Below are 16,543 nucleotides of genomic sequence, written 5' to 3'. Positions count from 1 at the left end.
ACGGTTAACGAGACTCTCCCGAGCAGGTGAACGGCAGGTGAACGACGGGCGACTCTCTGGGGCGCTCCCGCGAGAAATCAAGGAAGCGTCAGACCTTCGGGACGTGGGTCTCGATCGCGATGATGCCCGATCCGGGATTCGTGGCGGAGAGGTGGACGACGGAGAACGCGGCCGGCTCGAGGTCTGCGGCGCTGCTGAGATACGAGCCCTGGATGGTGCCGGTGGCCAGCGCGATCTCCGAGAGCAGACCGGGCAGCACCGGCCCGTGGCTGCACAGCACGGCCGGCTTGCCGGCGCGGATGCGGCGTCCGACGACCGAGCGCAGATCGGACTCGCCGTCCTCCCAGGCGTCCTGGCTCATCTTGTCGGTCTTCACCGGCTTGCGATCGAGTGCACGGGCGAGCGGGGTGATCGTCTCGACGCAGCGCACCGCGTCGCTCGTCACGATCCGGCGCACTCCGAAGGCACGCAGCGGTCCCACGATCGACTTCGCCTGCTTTCGACCGCGCTCGGTGAGCGGCCGGGAGGCATCCGATCCGTCCCACTCCGAACGGGGCGTGGCCTTCGCATGCCGCAGCGCGATCACGGGGAAGGTGCGCAGCACTCCGTCGTCGACGAGGTTGGCGAAGAAGTCGAGGATCTCCAGGTCGACGGGGTAGCTCAGGCGCGCACGCGCCTTCTTCACACTGACCCACTCCAGCGCGGCGATCTCGCGGTTGGGCACGAACGTCGACTCCCGGATGGCGGAGTCCGTCGCTTCCGCTGCCCAGTAGTGCACGACCTTCTGCTTCTGGGACGCCAGGTGATACCGGCTCACACCGACCGACACCCCGAGCGAGACGCGGATGCCGGTCTCTTCGTGCACTTCCCGGACGGCGGTCTCGGCGAGCATCTCTCCGGGGTCGACCTTGCCCTTGGGCAGCGTGACGTCGCGGTACTTCGTGCGGTGGATCAGGAGGATGCGCAGCTTGCCGTCGACGAGTCGCCAGACGACGGCTCCCGCCGCGTACACGGCCTTGTCCGCCCACTTCGACCCGTTCGCGGTGTCGGGTGGGAGCTGCAGCTGCCGCCCGGTCATCGCACCGCCCGTGCGCGGCGACGCCGCTGGATCAACCCCATGGTCTTATCCTGCAGGTCGATCAGGGGCTTGCCGTCCGCGTCCTCGGCGTGGCGCTCCCAGACGCCACCGGCACCCAGGTGCCACGAGGTCGTCCCGGCATCCATCGCCAGGTCGAAGAACGTCTGCAGCTCCTTCAGGTGGGCGGGGTCGGTGACCCGCACCAGCGCTTCGACGCGACGGTCGAGGTTGCGGTGCATCATGTCTGCACTGCCGATGTACACCTGCGGGTCGCCGCCGTTCTCGAACGCGAAGATCCGCGAATGCTCCAGGTAGCGGCCGAGGATGCTGCGCACGGTGATGTTGTCGCTGATGCCGTCGAGATCCGTACGCAGGCTGCAGATGCCGCGCACCCAGACGTCGACCTTCACTCCCGCAGCACTCGCGCGGTACAGCGCGTCGATGATCTCCTCATCGACCATCGAGTTGACCTTGATGCGGATGTGCGCGGGCACGCCCGCTTCGGCGTTCTTGCGTTCGGCGTCGATCTGGCGGACGAGGCCCTTCCGGAGGTGCAGAGGGGCGACCAGGAGCCTCTTGAACTTCTTCTCGATGGCATAGCCGCTGAGCTCATTGAAGAGTCGGGTCAGATCCTTGCCGACCTGCGCGTCTGCGGTGAAGAGGCCGAAGTCCTCGTAGATACGGCTGGTCTTCGGGTTGTAGTTGCCGGTGCCGACGTGGGAGTAGTGCTGGAGCTTGCCGTCTTCCTCGCGGATGACGAGCGCGAGCTTGCAGTGCGTCTTCAGCCCGACGAGTCCGTAGACCACGTGCACGCCGGCCTTCTCGAGCTTGCGCGCCCAGACGATGTTGTTGGCCTCGTCGAATCGGGCTTTCACCTCGACGAGTGCCAGCACCTGCTTGCCGGCCTCCGCGGCGTCGATCAGCGCCTGTACGACCGGGCTGTCGCCCGATGTGCGGTACAGCGTCTGCTTGATGGCGAGCACGTGCGGGTCACGGGCGGCCTGTTCGAGGAACGCCTGGACGCTGGTCGTGAACGACTCGTACGGGTGGTGCACGAGCACGTCCGACTTGCGGATCGCCTTGAAGATGTCGGCGCGGTTGCTCGATCCCGCGGGCTGGAAGGCCACGGCCGTGGTGGGCAGGTGCGGCGGATACCGCAGGTCGGGTCGGTCGATGCGGGACAGGTCGAAGAGGCCGCGCAGATCGAGCGGGCCGGGGAGGCGGTAGACCTCCAGGTCGGTGATGTCGAGTTCGCGGACCAGCAGGTCCATCGTGACGTCATCCATGTCGTCGGTGATCTCCAGGCGGATCGGCGGACCGAACCGGCGACGGAGCAGCTCGGCCTCGAGCGCCTGGATCAGGTTCTCGCTCTCGTCTTCCTCGATCTCCACGTCTTCGTTGCGCGTGAGTCGGAACGCGTGGTGATCGAGCACCTCCATGCCCGGGAACAGGTCGCCCAGGTGGTTCGCGATGAGCTCCTCCAGACGCAGGAAGCGCTTGATCTCGCCGCCGCCGGGTACCTCCACGAAGCGGGGGAGCATGGGTGGCACCTTGAGGCGCGCGAACTCCTGCCGACCGGTCCGCGCGTTGCGGATGCGGATCGCGAGGTTCAGCGAGAGCCCGGAGATGTACGGGAACGGGTGCGCCGGGTCGACCGCCAGCGGCATCAGCACCGGGAAGACCTGGGCCTGGAAGTACTCGGACAGCGCGGAGCGCTCGCCGTCGGTGAGCTCCGACCAGTCGGTGATCTCCACGCCGGACTCGGCAAGGGCGGGGCGCACCAGCGAGATCCACGCGTCCGCGTGGCGCAGCTGCAGGGCGTGCGCCTCGCGGGAGATGTCCGCGAGCGCGTCGACGGGGGAGCGGCCGATGTTGGTCGGCACCGCGAGCCCGGTCATGATGCGCCGCTTGAGACCCGCCACGCGCACCATGAAGAACTCGTCGAGGTTGCTGGCGAAGATCGCCAGGAAGTTGGCCCGTTCGAGTTCGGGCAGCGACGGATCCTCGGCGAGCTCCAGCACGCGCTGGTTGAAAGCGAGCCAGCTCAGCTCGCGATCCAGGTAGCGGTGGTCCGGGAGCTGGGAGTCGGGGGACTCGATGGCGTCGAAGTCATCGTCTTCGGCGTCTCCGAGGCCGGCGTCGGCGAGTGCGGGATCGATCATGGGGTACATCTAAGCACCGCCGGGTGACGCTCGTGTGAACAGCGTCCGTCCTCACCCGGCTGCGGCGATGCTCTCGTCCTCGTTGACGTTGAAGCGATAGCCGACGTTGCGCACCGTGCCGATGATCTGCTCCTGGTCGCCGAGCTTCGCCCTGAGCCGTCGCACGTGCACGTCGACGGTGCGGGTCCCGCCGAAGTAGTCGTAGCCCCACACCTCGCTGAGCAGCTGCTCCCGGGTGAAGACGCGTGAAGGATGCGTCGCGAGGAAGTGCAGCAGCTGGAACTCCTTGTAGGTGAGGTCCAGCGGTCTGCCGCGCAGCTTCGCCGAGTACGACTGCTCATCGATCGTGACTCCGGAAGCCTGTACGCGTGCGGGCTCGGCGACGTCATCTCGCCGCGCGAGTGCGAGACGCAGTCGTGCGTCGATCTCGGCAGGGCCGGCGGTGACGAGCAGGACGTCATCGATGCCCCAGTCGCCGGAGAGCGCACTCATCCCTCCCTCGGTGACCACGAGGAGCAGCGGCGCGTCCTGTCCGGTGGCGCGCAGCAGGCGGCACAACGACTTCGCCGCCACCAGGTCATGACGACCGTCGACGATTACGACGTCATACTCCGGGGCGTTGACCAGCTGCGCGGTTTCCGCCGGAATCTGGCGCGCTTTATGGCTCAGCAACTCGAGAGCGGGCAGTACCTGCTCCGAGAGCGGAGCGTTGGTCAGAACCAGGACCAGGGCCACGCGCACTCCTCACCGACGGGCGATCGACGCCGTGCCGCCATGATACCGGGAGCCGATGCGCAACAATGGTGTCATGACGGAACCAGCACTCGCACCGCGCAACGCTTTCGTCGGTGTGATCGTCGTGTGGGCGGTGGCGTTCGTCGCCACCGTCGCGATCGGCATCTTCGTGCCGGAGGAATGGCGCGTGCCCTGGATGCTGGTCGGCTTCGGCGGAGTCGTTCTGCTCTCGTTCGCCGTGCAGCTCCGGTACGGGCGCACGCAGGGTTTCATCTTCCGGGTGGCGAGCAGCGTCACGGGCGCCCTGCTGTTGATGGGCCTCATCTCGATCGGTTTCGGGTTGGCCGCACTGATCCCGTCCTGACGTCGGCCCGGCGCGGTAAGGTGGAGCACATGGACCTCATGGCGCTCGAAATCTTCTTCATCGGCCTGCTGGGCCTCGCGAGCCTCGCTATCGTCTTCGTCTCGGCAGTGGTGCTGCGCAACCTCTTCCGCGGCCAGCGCTGACGCGATCGTGATCGAACTCCCCACCGACCTTCCCGCCGACCTCGCCCCGCTCGCGTGGTTGATCGGCGTGTGGGAGGGCACGGGCGTCATCGACTATCCGGTGGGTGACGAGCGTCTGCAGGGCGAGTTCACGCACCGGGTCAGCTTCAGCCACGACGGCGGCCCGTTCCTCAACTACTCCGGCACCGCGACCTTCCTCGCGGAAGACGGCGCACCGTCGACTGCGCTTCTCGCCGAGACCGGTTTCTGGCGGCTCGCTCGCCCGGCCGCGCCGGCGGATCCGGGTCCCGCACTGCTCCCGCCCCTGGCTCCCCCCGTCGCACGCACGGTCGACGATGTCGAGGAGCTGCGCGCACCCAGCGGCGGCTTCCCGATCGAGGTGTCGGTCGCTCACTCCGACGGCGCACTCGAGCTCTACATAGGCGAGATCAACGGACCGCGCGTCGACATCGGCACCGATGCCGTGGTCCGCAGTGCCGGTGCGAAGGTGCACACCGCCTCCTCCCGCATGTACGGCCTGGTCGACGGTCATCTGCTGTGGGCATGGGATGTCGCGGCCCTCGGCACCCCGCTCCGTTCGCACGCCTCGGCCCGGCTGGCCAAGGTCTGACGTGTCGGGCTTCGGCGAGCTCGACGGTGTCGTGTCCGACGGCGATCGGATCATGCACTTCGGTGATGCCTTCCGCGAGCAGCGGCGTCTCGCCGAGGGGGCGGCCCTCGCCCCACTCGGTGACCGGACGATCATCGAGGTCTCGGGCCCGGAACGGCTGACTTGGCTCGACTCGATCACTTCGCAGTCTGTGGGCCGTCTCGCTGCCGGCGAGAGCACGGAGCTGCTGGTGCTCGACCCGCAGGGGCGCGTGGAGCACGCGGCCGGCGTCCTCGACGACGGCACATCCACTTGGCTCCTTGCCGACGCCGGCGATGCCGATGCACTCGCGGGCTGGTTGACCCGCATGAAGTTCCGCACGCAAGCCACGGTCGACGTGCGATCCGACCTCGCGCCGATCGGCTACATCGACGGAGGTGCGGTGGCCCCGACGGCATCCGCCGCAGCGTTCGCGCCGAACGGCAGCCCGCTGATCTGGGCCGACCCCTGGCAGCGGATCAGCAGCGGGGGGCACCAGTACGCCGAGGTCGCCGAGCATCCGGCTGCGGATTACGCGTGGCGGGTCGCGATGCTGAGCGCGGACGCGGCGGATGCGCTCGCCGCATCGCTCGACCGCGATGCTCTCGCCGGGCTCCTCGCCGCCGAGGCGTTGCGCATCGCCGCCTGGCGTCCGCGGTGGAGCACCGAGGTCGACGAGCGCTCGTTGCCCCACGAGTCCGACTGGATCCGCAGCGCCGTGCACCTGAACAAGGGCTGCTACCGCGGGCAGGAGACGGTCGCCAAGGTGCACAACCTCGGACATCCTCCGCGCCGATTGGCCGCGCTCCATCTCGACGGCAGCGACGCCGTGCTTCCTGAGCCCGGAGCAACGGTGTTCGCGGGGGATGACGAGGTCGGCCACATCACGTCGGTGGCGCGGCACCACGAAGACGGGCCGATCGCGCTCGCCATCCTGTCCCGTCGCGCACCGGTCGGCGATCTCGTGGTGCGTGCTGACGGCATCGACATCGCGGCGTCCCAACAGGTGATCGTGCCGGCGGATGCCGGTGCCACGGCAGACATCCCGCGCCTTACCCGGCTGTCTCGTCGTCCGTCTGCGCCCGATCCGCGCGACGCCCCCGCTGCGTCCTGAGGCGATGGACGTCGCGCGCTACTCGGCGTGCTGTGCCTCCGTGGCGCGGAGCGCCGCGAGCTGCTGAATCCTCGGTCGGGCCACGAGCCACCCGGCGATGAGTGCGGGGATGATGACGACCAGACTGGCGACGGTCCAGGTCCCGGTCGGGTAGTCGAACGCCATGAGGACGATGACCGTCGCGAGGAAGGCGAGCGTGAGGTAGGACGTGAAGGGCGCGCCGAACAGTCGGAAGGCCGGGCGCTCGAGCCGACCCTGCTTCGCGAGTCGATGCAGCTGGAGCTGGCAGAGAATGATCGTCGCCCACGCGGCGATGATCCCGAGCGCCGACATGTTCAGCACGATCTCGAAGGCATCGTCGGGTACGACCGCGTTCAGAAGCACACCACCGAGAGCGAACAGCCCGGTGAAGACGATGCCGGCGACGGGAACGCCACGCTTGCTCATCCGGCCGGCCACCGCCGGGGCGGCCCCGGAGGCGGCGAGCGAATGGAAGACCCGGCCCGTGGAGTACAGGCCGGCGTTGAGGCCCGAGACGGCGGCGGTGATGACGACGAAGTTCATGATGCTGCCGGCCACGGCGCCGACCTCGGGCCCGCCGACGTGTGAGAAGAACGTCACGAAGGGGCTCTCGCCGGCCTGGTAGACGGTGTACGGCAGCAGGAGCGCGAGCAGCAGCACGGAACCCACGTAGAAGACTCCGATGCGGAGGATGACCGAGTTCACGGCGCGGGGCATGAGCTTCTCGGGGTTCTCTGTCTCGCCGGCAGCGGTGCCCACAAGTTCGATCGACGCATACGCGAACACGACTCCCTGCATCACGATGACCGCGGGGAGCACTCCTTCCGGCATGAAGCCGTTGTGTTCGGCGAGCATCGTCAGCCCCGTCGCGCCTTGATCCGTCTTCCAGCCGGCAGCGAGGAACACGATCCCCAGGACGAGGAACAGCGTGAGCGCTGCGACCTTCACGATCGAGAACCAGAACTCCATCTCGCCGAACAGTCGCACGGAGACGAGGTTGAGTCCGACCACGACGATGAGCGCGATCAGAGCGAGAAGCCATTGCGGAAGCACGTCGAAGACCGACCAGTAGTGCACGTACAACGCGACGGCCGTGGAGTCGACGATCGCCACCATGCCCCAGTTGAGCAGGTAGAGCCAGCCTGCCGCGAACGCCAGTTTCTCCCCGTAGAACTCCCGCGCATACGAGATGAAGGACCCCGACGACGGCCGATGGATCACGAGCTCACCCAGAGCTCGGAGGATGAAGAATGCGAAGACACCGCACACCAGGTACGACACCGCGAGCAGGGGCCCTGCGGAGTGCAATCGTCCCCCAGCACCCATGAAGAGCCCGGTACCGATCGCGCCCCCGAGCGCGATCATCTGCAGGTGTCGCGGTTTCAGGGCGGTGCGATATCCCCTCTGCTCGTGCGAGAAGTCCTGAACTGCGGTTGCGACGTCTCCGAGGCGCTCACGCCTGTTCTCCTGTGCCGCCGCGGGATCGTGCTCCCGTGGGGGATCGGTGATCGCCATTCAATCTCCTGTCCTCGGAGTTCTGCAGCCACTGTGCTGCCGACCTCGGCGCATGCGAACGCCAGCTAACACGTTACATGTTGCCGTGGGGCCACAGTATGCTCACCGGAATGCCGCATGACCACATCCGGCAGCGGTTTGCTCAGGGGGCGACGGCCGCCCACGGCAGCGTGAGCTCACCCAGCCGCCAGCGTGTCCGTCCGCCGAGCACCGGCCACCCCTGCGCGCGAAGAGCTCCCACCGCGGCGAGGAAACGCTGTGTGGCACCGAACGTCGACAGGGGTGCGGCCCGCTCCCACTCGCGGTCGAGCTCGACCAGCAGTGCGTGGATGCGTTCCCCCGGGATGTTGCGGTGGATGAGCGCCTTCGGCAGCCGTTCCGCGACGATGCTCGGCCTCTCGAGGTCGGCGAGCCGCAGCGAGATCGTGAAGCGCAGCGGCACGGCGTGCGCATCGACGTCGATCCAGCTCGAGACGCGGCCGATCTCATCGCAGGTTCCCTCGAACAGCAGGCCGCCGGGGGATAACCGTGATGCCATCCGGCCCCACGCGTCGGGGACATCCCCTTCGTCGTACTGGCGCAGCACGTTCATGGCGCGGATCACCGCGGCTCGTCGTCCGCCGGGGAGGGGGACCTCGAAGCCGCCTCGCGCGAACGAGACCGGCAGGTCGGCCGCGAAGGGTGTGCGCCCCGCTCGGACCTCGGTGAGCTGGGCATCGGCCGTCGCCACGCGCGCCGGATCGATCTCGAGGCCGCGCACCTCGACGTCGTCGCGCACCCGGACCAGACGCGTCGCGAGTTCGAATGCCGTGACGCCGCTGGCGCCGTAGCCCAGATCGACGACCAGTGGATCGGATGCTCGGCGCAGGGCATCGCTCGCGGCGATCCAGCGGTCGTTCCGCCGCAGACGGTTCGTCCCCGTGGTGCCGCGGGTCGGCCGGCCGAGGGGAGATGACGCCATGTCTCCATCCTCCCAGCATCCGAATCGAGCGTCGGCGCCGGCCACGGATAAACTGGCGACATGACTGCGACGCGCACCCTCATCCTGCTCCGCCACGGCCGGAGCGAATGGAACGAACTGAACCTGTTCACCGGTTGGGTGGACGTCCGCCTCAACGCGCAGGGCGAGAAGGAGGCACGCCGCGGCGGCGAGCTGCTCGCCGAGTCCGGCATCCTCCCCGATGTGCTGCACACCTCGCTGCTGAGCCGTGCGATCCAGACGGCGAACATCGCGCTCGACGCCGCCGATCGTCTGTGGATCCCGGTGACCCGGTCCTGGCGGCTCAACGAGCGCCACTACGGCGCTCTGCAGGGCAAGGACAAGGCGCAGACGCTCGAGGAGTTCGGTCCCGAGCAGTTCCAGCTCTGGCGCCGCTCGTTCGACGTGCCGCCGCCCGTGCTCGACGACGAGAGCGAGTTCAGCCAGGTGAACGACGTCCGCTACGCGGGCATCGACGGCGAGGTGCCGCGCACCGAGTCGCTCAAACTCGTCATCGACCGTCTGCTTCCGTACTGGGAGAGCGCCATCGTGCCCGACCTCGAGGCCGGCAAGACCGTGCTCGTCACGGCGCACGGCAACTCGCTCCGGGGTCTCGTGAAGCACCTCGAGGGCATCAGCGACGACGACATCGCCGAGCTGAACATCCCGACCGGCATCCCGCTGGTCTACGAGCTGGATGAGAACAACGTGCCCACCGGCCCCGGTCGCTACCTCGACCCGGAGGCTGCTGCTGCCGGTGCCGCCGCCGTCGCGGCCCAGGGCAAGAAGTAAGAGCCTCCGGAAGGACGAAGCCCCCGATGCGACCGCATCGGGGGCTTCGTCCTTCCGGGGCGCGGGTCAGGCGTGCCCGAACTCCTGCTGCTCGAGTTCCTGCTGTTCGACGGCGAGGGGGATGTCCTCCTCCTCGACCGCCCAGTCGCCGGTGGCGAGGTAGACGACCTTCTTCGCGACGGCCACCGCGTGGTCGGCGAAGCGCTCGTGGTAGCGGCTGGCGAGCGTCGCGTCGACGGTGGCCGTGGCCTCACCCTTCCAGTTGTCGCTGAGCACCTTCTCGAAGACCGTGGCGTGCAGCTCGTCGACGTCGTCGTCCGCGTTGCGGATCGCGTCGGCGAAACGCAGGTCCTGGGTGCGCAGCAGCTCCGAGAGCGTACGCGCGACCTCGACATCGAGCTCGCCCATCTTCACGAAGGTGCCCTTGAGCCCCTTCGGGATGGCCCGCTCGGGGAAGCGGAGTCGGGCGAGCTGGGCGATGTGCTCGGACATGTCGCCCATGCGCTCGAGCGAGGCGCTCACGCGGAGTGCGGTGACGACGATGCGCAGGTCGCGGGCGACCGGCTGCTGGCGGGCGAGGATCTCGATGGCCTGCTCGTCGAGGGCCACGGCCAGCTCGTCGATCTTCGCGTCGTCAGCGATGACCTCTTCGGCGAGGGCCACGTCGCTGGTGGCGAAAGCCCTGGTGGCCTTGTCGATGGAGACCGTGACGAGGTCGGCGATCTCGACGAGGCGATTCTGGAGGTCCTCGAGGGACTGGTGGAAGACTTCGCGCATGTTGGGGCGCAACCTTTCATTCGGATCTCGGCTGAGTCAGCGCGAGAAGGCGGGTCGTCCGCACAGGAGCAGGTCTGTGCTCCCGCACAAGCCCGAAGCGATTGTCTGCTTCGAAGGTTAACGAACGGTGCCCAGCACGTGAATAGTACTTCTCCTGTTCCCCCCAGGGCGCGGAAACCCGCCGGACGGACGGTGAACGCACTCTACGCTTATGACATGACCTTGCCGCAGCTCGCGCTGTCTTCGCTCGCCATCGGGCTGGTGATCGGCGTCGGCCTCTCCCTGCTCGTGGTGTGGGCCTATCGGGCGCGGGCCCGGGTTCAGGAAGAGACGTCGCTGGCGATCCCTCCCGGCATCACCGATGTGCTGCACAGCATGGACGACGCGGCCGGAGTGGTCGACACGTCGGGGCTGGTGCTCGCGGCGTCGGACGCTGCGAGCAGGTTCGGGATCGAGGTCGGCTCGACGCTCGACAATCCGGAGCTGCGTCAGCTGGTGCGCGGGGTCAGGACGGCCGGCGGTACGGCCACGGAATCGATGCGCATCACGCGAGGCGGACTGAGCCTCGATCCGCGACTCGTCTCGGCTCGTGCGAGCGCGATCGGCACCCGCCTGGTCCTGTTGATCATCCGCGACGTCACGGAGCAGGAGCGGCTCGATCAGATGCGTCGGGACTTCGTCGCGAACACGAGCCACGAACTGAAGACACCGGTGGGTGCGGTGAGCCTCCTCGCCGAAGCGATCGAGTCCGCGGCCGATGACCCGGCGCAGGTGCGCATCTTCGCCGCCCGGATCTCGGCGGAGGCGGGTCGGCTCGGACAGCTCACCGGACGCATCATGAGCCTCTCCCGGCTCCAGGCCGAAGACGGTCTGACCAAGGTGGGACCGGTCGCGATCGACGAGGTCATCGCCGCCTCCATCGAAGCCCATGTCGTGCAGGCCGACTCCGCGGGCGTGGAGCTCGCCAGGGGAGGCGACCGCGGCGTCTGGGTGCGCGGTGACGCACAGATCCTGATCGAGGCCGTCGGTAATCTGATCGCGAACGCCATCGTCTACTCGCCCCGCGGTTCGCGCGTGGGAGTCGGCGTCCGGGCGGAGGACGGCGTGGTCGAGATCGCCGTCTCCGACCAGGGCATCGGGATCGCCGAGGCCGATCGGGAGCGCATCTTCGAGCGTTTCTACCGGGCCGATGAGGCCCGTTCCCGGCGTACGGGAGGCACCGGACTCGGGCTCTCCATCGTCAAGCACGCAACGCAGCGCCACGGCGGGGAGGTGCGGCTGTGGTCGCGCCCGGGCCGAGGATCCACCTTCACGATCCGACTTCCTCGGATCGATGCCCCCGATCACGCCGACACGGGCAAGAAGAGCAAGAAGAAGCGTGCGCGCAAAGCGGCCAAGGCTGCGGCATCCGCGCGCGTTCGAAACGGAGAGAGAGCATGACCCGAATCCTTCTCGTCGAAGACGAGCCCGACCTCGCCGACCCGCTCGCGTACCTGCTGCGACGTGAGGGGTACGAGGTGGAGATCGCGGAGGACGGCCCCGGCGCGCTCGCGGCTTTCCGGGAGCGGGGCGCCGACATCGTGCTGCTCGACCTGATGCTGCCCGGGATGCCCGGCACCGAGGTATGCCGGCAGATCCGCTCGACCTCGGCGGTGCCGATCATCATGCTGACGGCCAAGGACTCCGAGGTCGACATCGTGGTGGGACTGGAGCTCGGGGCGGACGACTACATCACGAAGCCCTACTCGTCCCGCGAGCTGCTCGCCCGCATGCGCGCCGTGTTGCGGCGGGTGGTGCAGGCCGACAGTGAACTCGACGAGCGGGTGCTCGATGGGGGCAGGGTCTCGCTCGACATCGACCGGCACACCGTCTCGGTCGCCGGCGAGCAGATCAACATGCCGCTGAAGGAGTTCGAGTTGCTCGAGGTCCTGATGCGCAACTCGGGTCGAGTGCTCACGCGCGGTCAGCTGATCGATCGGGTCTGGGGGAGCGACTACTTCGGTGACACGAAGACGCTCGACGTGCACATCAAGCGCATCCGCTCCCGCATTGAAGAGAACCCGAGCGAACCCGTGATGCTCGTCACCGTGCGGGGTCTCGGATACCGCTTCGAGGGCTGAACACCGAAGAGGCCGGCGCCCCGTGGGGTGCCGGCCTCTTGCGTGTTCTGTGCGGAGGGTCAGTCCGCAGGTGCCGGAGCTGCCGTGTCGGTCGGCATCGGGGTCGGAGTGGGTACCGACTCCGAGGGGACCAGGTCTGCGTAGTAGGGGAGCGAGCCGTCGAGCACGGGCACCTCGGCCTTGACGCCCGTGGAGTCGCCCGACTGGAAGTGCATTTCGACGGTCGCGCCGGGCATGGTGTCGAGGCCGACGATGCGCAGCGGCTCCTCGTCGGCGCCGAGGCTCACCGTGCCACCCGCCGGAACGGTGACGGTGAACGGCTCGCTGTCCGCAAGGGCGATGGTGAGCGTGGCGCTCTCATCGGTCGGGTTGACGATGCCGGCGATGAAGTTGCCGACCGAGCCGTCGTCGGTGGCGATGACGAGGGCGTTGCGCACATCGATCGGGCCGTCGGCGTCGGAGATGTTCACTCCGTCGGAGGCCGCGTACTCGGTCTTCGTGGACTGAGGAGTGATGAATGTGCACCCGGTGGCGCCGAGCAGTACGAGAGCGCTGAGCGCAGCAGACGCAACAAGGCGCGATTTCACGGGTCCTCCTGAGGTCCGGCGGGATGTCCGCATCCATTCTATGGGTAAGTCGTGACGGGCCCGGGGCCCAGGGGGCGCGAACCTTAGCGCATCTCCCCTGTGGTATCCTTGAGGTTGCCGAAAGGACACGTTTTTATGCTTTTTGAGGTTGGCGAAACCGTCGTCTATCCCCACCATGGCGCTGCGACCATCATCGAGGTCAAGGAGCGCATCATCAAGGGTGAGGCGAAGAAATATCTGAAGCTCAACGTCACCCAGGGCGATCTCATCATCGAGGTTCCTGCTGAGAATGTCGACCTGGTCGGCGTTCGCGACGTGATCGGAAAAGAAGGTCTCGATCATGTCTTCGAGGTGCTGCGTGCACCCTTCACCGAAGAGCCCACCAACTGGTCTCGTCGGTACAAGGCGAACCTCGAGAAGCTCGCCTCCGGAGACGTCATCAAGGTGAGCGAGGTCGTCCGCGACCTGTGGCGCCGCGACCAGGACCGCGGCCTGTCCGCGGGGGAGAAGCGGATGCTGGCGAAGGCTCGTCAGATCCTCATCTCCGAGCTCGCGCTCGCGGAGAAGACCGACGAGGACAAGGCGGGCGCACTGCTCGACGAGGTCCTCGCCTCCTGAGTTCTCTGCGAAGGGGCGGATGCTTCGGCATCCGCCCCTTCGTCGTTCCCGCCACGCGGTAGCGTGAGACGGTGACTCTGCTTCCCGTACCCGACACCGCGATCATCGTCGTCGCCGCCGGTTCCGGCACCCGGCTGGATGCGGGGGCGCCGAAGGCCCTCGTCGGAATCGACGCGCACTCGATCCTCCGCCACGCGCTCGACGGCGTCTTCGCCGCGGAACCCGCCCAGGTCATCGTCGTCGCACCGGCCGGATACGAAGGTGACGCACTGGCGGAGCTGGATGCGGCGGCAGGCGATCGACGCGACCTCGGCCGTGTCGTGGTCGGTGGCGCGACCAGGCAGCAGTCCGTCGCTGCAGGTCTCGCCGCGCTGTGGGGCGATGTGAAGACGGTTCTCGTGCACGATGCGGCTCGCGCCTTGACTCCTCCGGCGCAGATCGATGCGGTCGCTCGGGCCGTCGTCCCAGGGGAGGGCGTCATCCCCGTGCTGCCCGTTGTCGACACGCTCAAGAAGGTGGCAGGGGGCGCGGTGGTCTCGGCCGTGGACCGTTCCGAGCTGGCTGCGGCACAGACACCGCAGGGGTTCCCCCGTGCAGAGCTCGAAGCAGCCTATGACGCAGCGCTGACCGCCGGCATCGAGTACACCGACGATGCGGCTCTGTTCGCCGCCGCAGGACACCGGGTCCGGCATATCGAGGGTTCCAGCCGCGCGTTCAAGATCACTACTCCCGGTGACCTGGAACGTGCGCGGCACCTGCTGGAGGCATCGGCGGCGATGGCACGCCCGACCTCGTCGGTGGAAATCCCGGGTATCCCTCGCGTCGGCATCGGCACCGACGTCCACGCCTTCGGCGGCGACGGGAACCTCTGGCTCGCCGGCCTCGAGTGGCCGGGGGAGCAGCCGCTCTCCGGGCACTCCGACGGTGATGCGGTTGCCCACGCGGTGGTCGACGCGCTCCTGGGGGCGGCGGGCCTCGGCGACATCGGCGAACACTTCGGCACGTCCCACCCCGAGTACGCCGGCGCCCATGCCGACGTCTTCCTCGCTCGCACGCGTGAGCTGCTCGCCGAATCCGGATTCGTGATCGGCAACGTGTCCGTGCAGTTGCAGGGGAATCGGCCGCGCTTCAGCCCCCGACGTCACGAGGCGGAGGCGTTCCTGTCCGCGATCCTGGATGCTCCGGTGTCGGTCACGGCCACGACGACCGACGGTCTCGGCTTCTCCGGACGCGGCGAGGGCATCGCGGTGACCGCGATCGCCCTGGTCGTGCCCGACGTTGCGCGCAGCACGTGACGATCGCCTGAGAACCCCCCCGATCCATCGGCAGAACGTCACAACGTCCGTGAATCGTCCACGCGGGGCGGGCGCTCAGCAGTCCCCGAGTAGGCTTGACCGGTGACCCTCCGCCTCTACGACACCCGCGCACAGCTGCTGCGCGACTTCGTGCCTCTCGACCCCGAGAACATCACGATGTACGTGTGCGGACCCACCGTGCAGTCCGGGCCCCACATCGGGCACGTCAGAGCGGCGCTGAGCTTCGATCTCCTGCGTCGCTGGCTCGAGCACCGGTACGGGCGGGTCACCTTCGTGCGCAACGTCACCGACATCGACGACAAGGTGCTCGCCAACGCGACGGACGGCGAGCCGTGGTGGGCGCTTGCGTACCGAATGGAGAGAGAGTTCACCGCCGCATATGCCGGTGTCGGAATCCTGCCTCCGACGTACGAGCCGCGAGCCACGGCATCCGTTCCTCAGATGCAGGAGCTGATCGCGCTGCTGATCGAGCGCGGACATGCCTATCCGGCTCCCGACGGCTCCGGAGATGTGTACTTCGACGTGCGCTCGTGGTCCGCGTACGGCTCGCTGACGCATCAGTCCCTCGACGCCATGGAGGCGGCCGAGGATGCTGACCCCCGCGGTAAGCGGAACCCGCAGGACTTCGCCCTCTGGAAGGGCACGAAGCCGGAGGAACCGGCGGATGCGACATGGGTGTCGCCGTGGGGCGCGGGGCGGCCGGGGTGGCACATCGAGTGCTCGGCGATGTCGAAGCGGTACCTCGGTGCCGAGTTCGACATCCACGGCGGCGGGCTGGACCTCCGCTTCCCGCATCATGAGAACGAGCTCGCGCAGTCGACGGCCGCCGGCGACGGCTTCGCCCGGTACTGGGTGCACAACGGGCTCGTGACCGTCGACGGACGGAAGATGTCCAAGTCGCTCGGCAACTTCACGCTGGCGGCCGATGTTCTCGCCGCGCATGACTCACTGGTGGTGCGCTACGCACTCGCTGCAGCGCACTACCGTTCGAGCCTCGACCTCGGCGAGTCGTCGTGGACCGAGGCCGAAGCGGCGCTGGGCCGTATCGGCACCTTCATCTCGCGGGTCCGCCGCACCCTCCCCGGGGAGCCGGACGAGGCAGGGATCGGCGAGGTCCCCGAAGCTTTCGCCCTCGCGATGGACGACGACCTCGGCGTGCCTCAGGCGATCGCCGTGCTGCACGAGACCGTACGACGCGGGAACACCGCGATCGACGAGGGTGCGCACGACGACGCCTGGGCAGCATTCGTCGGAGTGGATGCGATGGTCCGCGTCCTCGGATTCGATGAACTCATGTCGGCCGGGGGAGACCTCGCGGAACACCGGACTCTGGACGCTCTCGTCCAGACGATGATCACCCAGCGCGCGCAGGCACGCGCTGACAAGGACTGGGCGGCGGCGGATCGCATTCGAGACGCGATCGCCGCCGCAGGAATCACGCTGGAGGACACTCCGGCCGGAACTCATTGGAGTATCGATGGTTAAGCCACAGCGCCCCGGCGCGAGCAACGGCAAGAAGAAGGGCCCCACCAAGGGCACCGGCGGACTCGGGCGCAAGGCGCTCGAGGGCCGCGGGCCGACCCCGAAGGCGGAG

General features: G+C 68.0%; 16 protein-coding genes and 1 pseudogene. 10 read left to right on the top strand and 7 right to left on the bottom strand.

What is annotated here, in order from left to right; genetic code table 11:
• Positions 1 to 88 precede the first annotated feature (88 nt).
• From GZ67_RS0104075 to GZ67_RS0104065, 3 genes are read right to left on the bottom strand one after another with little or no spacing between them, the layout of a single operon-like run.
• Positions 89 to 1,078: an NUDIX hydrolase gene (locus GZ67_RS0104075; RefSeq protein ID WP_051662329.1), complete on the bottom strand. Its 990-nt coding sequence runs from the start codon at positions 1,076 to 1,078 to the stop codon at positions 89 to 91.
• Positions 1,075 to 3,240 carry an RNA degradosome polyphosphate kinase gene (locus GZ67_RS0104070; RefSeq protein ID WP_029262777.1) on the bottom strand — a complete coding sequence of 722 codons (2,166 nt, stop codon included), beginning with the start codon at positions 3,238 to 3,240 and terminating at the stop codon, positions 1,075 to 1,077. The genes GZ67_RS0104075 and GZ67_RS0104070 overlap by 4 nt, the downstream gene beginning before the upstream one ends.
• A 51-nt stretch (positions 3,241 to 3,291) precedes the next feature.
• Positions 3,292 to 3,975, bottom strand: a complete 684-nt coding sequence (locus tag GZ67_RS0104065) for a winged helix-turn-helix transcriptional regulator (protein WP_029262776.1) — start codon at positions 3,973 to 3,975, stop codon at positions 3,292 to 3,294.
• Positions 3,976 to 4,048: 73 nt separating this feature from the next.
• Between GZ67_RS0104065 and GZ67_RS0104060 the strand changes: the two genes are divergently transcribed.
• From GZ67_RS0104060 to ygfZ, 3 genes are all read left to right on the top strand, one after another.
• A complete protein-coding gene (locus GZ67_RS0104060; protein WP_029262775.1) occupies positions 4,049 to 4,339 on the top strand; it encodes a hypothetical protein in 291 nt (96 codons plus the stop codon).
• A 150-nt stretch (positions 4,340 to 4,489) separates the two neighbouring features.
• Entirely contained in the window at positions 4,490 to 5,092 is a 603-nt protein-coding gene (locus GZ67_RS0104050; RefSeq protein ID WP_029262774.1) for an FABP family protein, read from the top strand.
• Between the two features lies 1 nt (position 5,093).
• Positions 5,094 to 6,224 (top strand): CAF17-like 4Fe-4S cluster assembly/insertion protein YgfZ, encoded by a 1,131-nt coding sequence (gene ygfZ / locus GZ67_RS0104045; protein WP_029262773.1) that lies wholly within the window; start codon positions 5,094 to 5,096, stop codon positions 6,222 to 6,224.
• Between the two features lie 18 nt (positions 6,225 to 6,242).
• Here the strand turns inward: ygfZ and GZ67_RS0104040 are convergent, their stop codons facing one another.
• Both GZ67_RS0104040 and GZ67_RS0104035 read right to left on the bottom strand, forming a co-directional pair.
• Positions 6,243 to 7,760, bottom strand: a complete 1,518-nt coding sequence (locus tag GZ67_RS0104040; RefSeq protein ID WP_029262772.1) for an amino acid permease — start codon at positions 7,758 to 7,760, stop codon at positions 6,243 to 6,245.
• A gap of 142 nt (positions 7,761 to 7,902) precedes the next feature.
• Positions 7,903 to 8,721, bottom strand: a complete 819-nt coding sequence (locus tag GZ67_RS0104035) for a class I SAM-dependent methyltransferase (protein WP_029262771.1) — start codon at positions 8,719 to 8,721, stop codon at positions 7,903 to 7,905.
• A gap of 60 nt (positions 8,722 to 8,781) precedes the next feature.
• Between GZ67_RS0104035 and GZ67_RS0104030 the strand changes: the two genes are divergently transcribed.
• Entirely contained in the window at positions 8,782 to 9,531 is a 750-nt protein-coding gene (locus GZ67_RS0104030) for a phosphoglyceromutase (RefSeq protein ID WP_021199094.1), read from the top strand.
• 66 nt (positions 9,532 to 9,597) lie between these two features.
• Here GZ67_RS0104030 and phoU read toward each other — a convergent pair whose 3' ends face one another.
• Complete coding sequence (gene phoU, locus GZ67_RS0104025; protein ID WP_029262770.1) at positions 9,598 to 10,308, bottom strand: phosphate signaling complex protein PhoU; 711 nt, start codon at positions 10,306 to 10,308, stop codon at positions 9,598 to 9,600.
• Positions 10,309 to 10,524: 216 nt separating this feature from the next.
• Here phoU and GZ67_RS0104020 point away from each other — a divergent pair, with 216 nt between their 5' ends.
• Both GZ67_RS0104020 and GZ67_RS0104015 read left to right on the top strand, forming a co-directional pair.
• On the top strand, positions 10,525 to 11,748 hold the full coding sequence (locus GZ67_RS0104020; RefSeq protein ID WP_029262769.1) for a sensor histidine kinase: 1,224 nt from the start codon (positions 10,525 to 10,527) through the stop codon (positions 11,746 to 11,748).
• Positions 11,745 to 12,428, top strand: a complete 684-nt coding sequence (locus GZ67_RS0104015; RefSeq protein ID WP_029262768.1) for a response regulator transcription factor — start codon at positions 11,745 to 11,747, stop codon at positions 12,426 to 12,428. Before GZ67_RS0104020 ends, GZ67_RS0104015 begins: the two co-directional genes overlap by 4 nt.
• 59 nt (positions 12,429 to 12,487) lie before the next feature.
• On the opposite strand, the gene GZ67_RS0104010 is transcribed toward GZ67_RS0104015, so the two are convergent.
• Positions 12,488 to 13,015 carry a hypothetical protein gene (locus GZ67_RS0104010; protein ID WP_029262767.1) on the bottom strand — a complete coding sequence of 176 codons (528 nt, stop codon included), beginning with the start codon at positions 13,013 to 13,015 and terminating at the stop codon, positions 12,488 to 12,490.
• Positions 13,016 to 13,150: 135 nt separating this feature from the next.
• Here GZ67_RS0104010 and GZ67_RS0104005 point away from each other — a divergent pair, with 135 nt between their 5' ends.
• The 4 genes and pseudogenes from GZ67_RS0104005 to GZ67_RS20520 all read left to right on the top strand — a co-directional run.
• The gene (locus tag GZ67_RS0104005) at positions 13,151 to 13,633 is read left to right on the top strand and encodes a CarD family transcriptional regulator (protein ID WP_017201416.1); all 483 of its coding nucleotides are present in this window, start codon (positions 13,151 to 13,153) and stop codon (positions 13,631 to 13,633) included.
• A gap of 71 nt (positions 13,634 to 13,704) precedes the next feature.
• On the top strand, positions 13,705 to 14,928 hold the full coding sequence (gene ispD / locus GZ67_RS0104000) for a 2-C-methyl-D-erythritol 4-phosphate cytidylyltransferase (RefSeq protein ID WP_029262766.1): 1,224 nt from the start codon (positions 13,705 to 13,707) through the stop codon (positions 14,926 to 14,928).
• A gap of 102 nt (positions 14,929 to 15,030) precedes the next feature.
• Positions 15,031 to 16,434: a cysteine--tRNA ligase gene (cysS, locus tag GZ67_RS0103995; RefSeq protein ID WP_029262765.1), complete on the top strand. Its 1,404-nt coding sequence runs from the start codon at positions 15,031 to 15,033 to the stop codon at positions 16,432 to 16,434.
• Positions 16,427 to 16,543: pseudogene (locus tag GZ67_RS20520) on the top strand (23S rRNA (guanosine(2251)-2'-O)-methyltransferase RlmB); the annotation flags it as partial. The gene cysS and the pseudogene GZ67_RS20520, both read left to right, overlap by 8 nt.

It is taken from the genome of Microbacterium sp. Cr-K20 (genome assembly GCF_000708325.1).
Classification (GTDB): domain Bacteria; phylum Actinomycetota; class Actinomycetes; order Actinomycetales; family Microbacteriaceae; genus Microbacterium.
Note: the sequence above shows the minus strand (reverse complement) of the source record. Positions and strands in the feature narration are given on the sequence as shown.

Excerpts from the sequence above, each read along its gene's own strand:
- GZ67_RS0104005 (WP_017201416.1), top strand. The coding sequence starts at position 13,151 with ATGCTTTTTGAGGTTGGCGAAACCGTCGTCTATCCCCACCATGGCGCT.
- phoU (WP_029262770.1), bottom strand. The coding sequence starts at position 10,308 with ATGCGCGAAGTCTTCCACCAGTCCCTCGAGGACCTCCAGAATCGCCTC.
- GZ67_RS0104015 (WP_029262768.1), top strand. The coding sequence starts at position 11,745 with ATGACCCGAATCCTTCTCGTCGAAGACGAGCCCGACCTCGCCGACCCG.
- GZ67_RS0104040 (WP_029262772.1), bottom strand. The coding sequence starts at position 7,760 with ATGGCGATCACCGATCCCCCACGGGAGCACGATCCCGCGGCGGCACAG.
- GZ67_RS0104060 (WP_029262775.1), top strand. The coding sequence starts at position 4,049 with ATGACGGAACCAGCACTCGCACCGCGCAACGCTTTCGTCGGTGTGATC.
- GZ67_RS0104035 (WP_029262771.1), bottom strand. The coding sequence starts at position 8,721 with ATGGCGTCATCTCCCCTCGGCCGGCCGACCCGCGGCACCACGGGGACG.
- GZ67_RS0104030 (WP_021199094.1), top strand. The coding sequence starts at position 8,782 with ATGACTGCGACGCGCACCCTCATCCTGCTCCGCCACGGCCGGAGCGAA.
- GZ67_RS0104020 (WP_029262769.1), top strand. The coding sequence starts at position 10,525 with ATGACCTTGCCGCAGCTCGCGCTGTCTTCGCTCGCCATCGGGCTGGTG.
- GZ67_RS0104075 (WP_051662329.1), bottom strand. The coding sequence starts at position 1,078 with ATGACCGGGCGGCAGCTGCAGCTCCCACCCGACACCGCGAACGGGTCG.
- GZ67_RS0104070 (WP_029262777.1), bottom strand. The coding sequence starts at position 3,240 with ATGATCGATCCCGCACTCGCCGACGCCGGCCTCGGAGACGCCGAAGAC.